This window comes from Longimicrobium sp. (assembly GCF_036554565.1).
Taxonomy (GTDB): domain Bacteria; phylum Gemmatimonadota; class Gemmatimonadetes; order Longimicrobiales; family Longimicrobiaceae; genus Longimicrobium.
Genome location: NZ_DATBNB010000840.1, coordinates 1 through 3,652, shown reverse-complemented (window position 1 = coordinate 3,652; position 3,652 = coordinate 1). Strand labels below are relative to the sequence as shown.

Annotated in this window: 4 protein-coding genes; 3 read left to right on the top strand and 1 reads right to left on the bottom strand. The window is 74.6% G+C overall.

The window, feature by feature from the left end:
• A partial coding sequence (locus VIB55_RS23700) for a MerR family transcriptional regulator (RefSeq protein WP_331879155.1) occupies positions 1-555 on the bottom strand: 555 nt, incomplete at its 3' end.
• Between the two features lie 170 nt (positions 556-725).
• Between VIB55_RS23700 and VIB55_RS23695 the strand changes: the two genes are divergently transcribed.
• The 3 genes from VIB55_RS23695 to VIB55_RS23685 all read left to right on the top strand — a co-directional run.
• Complete coding sequence (locus VIB55_RS23695; protein ID WP_331879154.1) at positions 726-1,556, top strand: carotenoid biosynthesis protein; 831 nt, start codon at positions 726-728, stop codon at positions 1,554-1,556.
• Positions 1,553-3,463, top strand: a complete 1,911-nt coding sequence (locus VIB55_RS23690) for a squalene/phytoene synthase family protein (protein ID WP_331879153.1) — start codon at positions 1,553-1,555, stop codon at positions 3,461-3,463. Before VIB55_RS23695 ends, VIB55_RS23690 begins: the two co-directional genes overlap by 4 nt.
• On the top strand, positions 3,454-3,652 hold a 199-nt coding region (locus VIB55_RS23685), incomplete at its 3' end, for a hypothetical protein (protein WP_331879152.1). The genes VIB55_RS23690 and VIB55_RS23685, both read left to right, overlap by 10 nt.

The window sequence follows — 3,652 nt, the reverse complement described above, 5'->3', positions numbered from 1 at the left end:
GCCGGCGGGCACGGGCAGCGACTCCGCCAGCCAGCCCAGTACGCGGCCCACCTGCGCGGAAAGCACGTGCTCGTGCGCGGGAGTGACGCGACCCTGCGCCCACAGGTCGCCCACGCGGTGCAGCAGGGGAACCACCACGCCGTCCGTGAACTCGTGCGAGGGCAGCGCCACGGCGGCGCCCATCAGCGTGGCGTACAGCCGCGGCGCGTCCATCGCCTCCACCGCGTCGAGGGCGGAGGAGACGAAGGCGCCGGCCCCGGCGCGCGGCCGGCCGGGCGCGGCACGGGGCACGTCGTCATCGCCCACCAGCGCCGCCAGCTCGGCGCGGGGCAGCGAGGCCGCCTGGCTGATGCCGTGCCCCGCCTCGGTGGCCAGGCGCAGCTGGCGGAGCCGCGAGATGTCGGCCTCGGAGTACAGGCGGCCTCCCGCGGCGTCGCGCCCGGGCTGCACCACGTCGTACCGGCGCTCCCAGGCGCGCAGCACGTGGGGCGAAAGCCGGGTCATGCGTGCCGCGACGCGGATGGGGTACCGCGGCAGCGTTTCGGACGCCTGCATTTGCGCTCCCTGTCGAAGTACCGTCAAGCTAGGCTATGAACACCGGCTTGACAAGCCTTATACAAACCATGTATCGTCCCTGCGACGCTCACGGCTGATCCCGGCCGGGCGAGCACGGCGTAACGACGGCCGCAGGGGAATCCCGAATGCGCAGCTCATCCGCCCCACCCTTGTCAGCCCGCCTGCCCGGCGCGGGGCTGATGGTGCTGTACGCGTTCACGGCGTTCGCCCTGTTCGGCTACGCCACCTTCGGGCTGCACCCCGGGCTCCTGGCCCGCTATCCCCAGTTCGCCCGCTTCTACGGCATCTCCTTCCAGTTCTTTGCGCAGGCGCAGATCTACCTTGCCTGGGCGCTCCTGGCCGCGGTGCTGTCCATCTACGCCCGGGCCCGGTGGGTGCCGGCCTTCTGCGCGCTCTACCTGCTGAGCCTGTGCAGCGAGCTGCTGGGCACCGGCGCGGGCATTCCCTTCGGCGAGTACCACTACACGGAGGCGCTGGGCGCACGGTGGTTCGGCGCGGTGCCCATCGTAATCCCGCTCAGCTGGTTCTTCATGTCGCTGCCCTCGTACGCGGCCGCCCGCGCGGCGCTGCCGGAGCGGCCGGTGGCGCGGGTGCTCGTGGCGTCGCTGATCCTGCTGAGCTGGGACCTGGCGCTGGACCCGGCCATGAGCCACGCCACCGCGTACTGGGTGTGGGGCCAGCCCGGCGCGTACTACGGCATGCCGTGGCTGAACCTGTTCGGCTGGTACGTCACGGGATTGGGGTTGATGGCCGCGCTGGCCGCGTTGCGGGCGGATGCGTGGGTGGCCCGGGTGCCCACGCGGTGGATGCTGGCCTTCTACGGCGCCAACCTCCTGCTCCCCGTGGGGATGAGCGCCGCGGCGGGGATGTGGGGCGCCGTGGCCGCCACCGCCGCGGCGCTGGCCGGCGCGGCTCTCGTCGCGCGAGCGCTGGGGCGCACGGGCGAAGCGCGGACGAGCCTGGTGGGAGCGCCCGCATGAGCGCGCCGACCGTGACCGCCGAGCCCGTGCAGGACCTGCTGACGCGGGTGCGCGAAGGGCTCCTGGCTGCGTCCTCCGCCGCCGGTGCGCAGGGGCTGCCCGGGACGGACGCCGCGGGGCAGCTGCTGCGGCCCATGGTCGCCTTCGCCGGTGTGCGCGGCGAGCCGCCGGCGGGGTTCTGGCACGCCGTGCTGGCCGTGCAGCTGGCGCACGAGGCGTCGCTGCTTCATGACGACGTCATCGACCAGGCGGCGGTCCGCCGCGGCCAGCCGACCCTGGCGACCTCGCGCGGCGTGGCGTGCGCGCTGGTGCAGGGCGACCACCTGCTGACCGCCGCCTACCGGGCCGCGGCGCGCACCGGCAGCCTGCAGTTCGTAACGCTCTTCGCCCGTGCGGTGGAGCGCACCGTCGCCGCCGAGGCCGCGCAGGGGCGCGCGGCGGGGCAGGTGCTCACCCGCGCCGCGTACGACGAGATCGCCCTCGGCAAGGCGGGCGAGCTGCTGGGGTGCGCCCTGGCGTCGGCGGCGGTGCTGGAGGGGCGCGCGGACGCGGGAGCGGTGTTCGAGCTGGGCCGCCGGCTGGGTCTGCTCTACCAGATGCTGGACGACCTGCTGGACTACTGCCCGCAGACGGACACGGGAAAGCCGCCCCTGGGCGACTACGCGCAGGGCCGATGGACCTGGGTCCTCGGGCACGCGCCGGATCTCCGCTTCGGCGCCGACCCGGCGCAGGCGGCGCGGGCGCTTCACCGCTCCACCGCGCGCGGCCGCCCCATGGCGCGCGCGCTGACGCAGCTGGAGGCGGAGGCCAGGCAGCTTCGCGCCGCGCTGTCCGCTCACCTGCCGGGCGACGCGACGACGGTCGGGCTGGTGGATGATTGGATCGCCCGCGCCCGCGAGGCGGTGGCGCGCGAGGCCGTCGTCGTCGAGACGCCGGCCGCCGTCGTTCCCGCCGCCCCCGAGGTGGACCTGGCGGCGGCGCTGCGGGCACGCGTGCCGTCGCTGGAGGCGGTCGATGCATACCTGGCGACGGGAAGCCGCTCGTTCCGCTTCGCCTCCCGCCTCTTCTCCCCCGACGACGCCGGGCGGGTGGCGCGGGTGTATGCCTGGTGCCGCATCACGGACGACCTGGTGGACGATCCGCCGGCCGGGGTGCCCGCCGCGGAATTGCTCGACGCGTGGCTGGCGCTGTCTCGCCGCGCGTACGAGGGCCATTCCACGGGGCTGCCGCTGCTGGACCGCGTGATGGGAGAGATGGCCGCGGGCGGCGTCCCCTTTCGCCATGCCGTCCAGCTGGTGGAAGGGATGCGGATGGACCTGCGCGGCGAGCGGTACGCCACCCTGGCCGAGCTGCGCCGCTACACCTTTTGCGTGGCGTCTACCGTCGGCCTGTGGCTCACGCAGCTGATGGGGGTGGACGATGCCGTGGTGCTGGAGCGCGCCGAGCGGATGGGCCACGCCATGCAGCTGACCAACATCCTGCGCGACGTGGGCGAGGACCGGGCGAACGGCAGGATGTACCTGCCCGCGGAGCTGCTGGCGAAGCACGGCATCACCGACGCGGCGCTCGCGCGGATGTGCGCGGGCGGGACCATCTCCGCCGCCTGGCGCGCCCTGGTGGAGGAGCTGATGTCGGTCGCGGAGGACGACTACCGCGCCGCGCTGGAAGCGGTGCCCGCGCTCCCCTCCTCGTTCGCCCGCCCCGTCGCCGTGGCGGCGCACGTGTACCGCGGCATCCACCGCGAAATCCGCCGCAACGGGTACGACAACCTGCGCCGCCGCGCGCACACCCGGGCGAGCGACAAGGTAGGCCTGGCGCTCGCCGCGCTCTGGGAGCTCTTCCGGGCCTCCCGCGGCGCCGCGAGTCTCGGCCGAAGCCGAACCCTGCAGGCCGGCACGTGGAACTGATCCAGCGTTTCGCCCTTCCGCTGCTGCTCGCGGCGGTGCTCTCCGCCCTCCCCGCGCAGGCGCACGGGCAGGACCCGCTGCAGCGCATCCGCCAGCTGTACCTCTCCGCCGTCCAGGACGAGTCGGCCATCGCGCGGGGGGTGAGGGCGCTGCGCGAGGTGCGCGCGGCCGGCGCGGTACGGGCGGGAA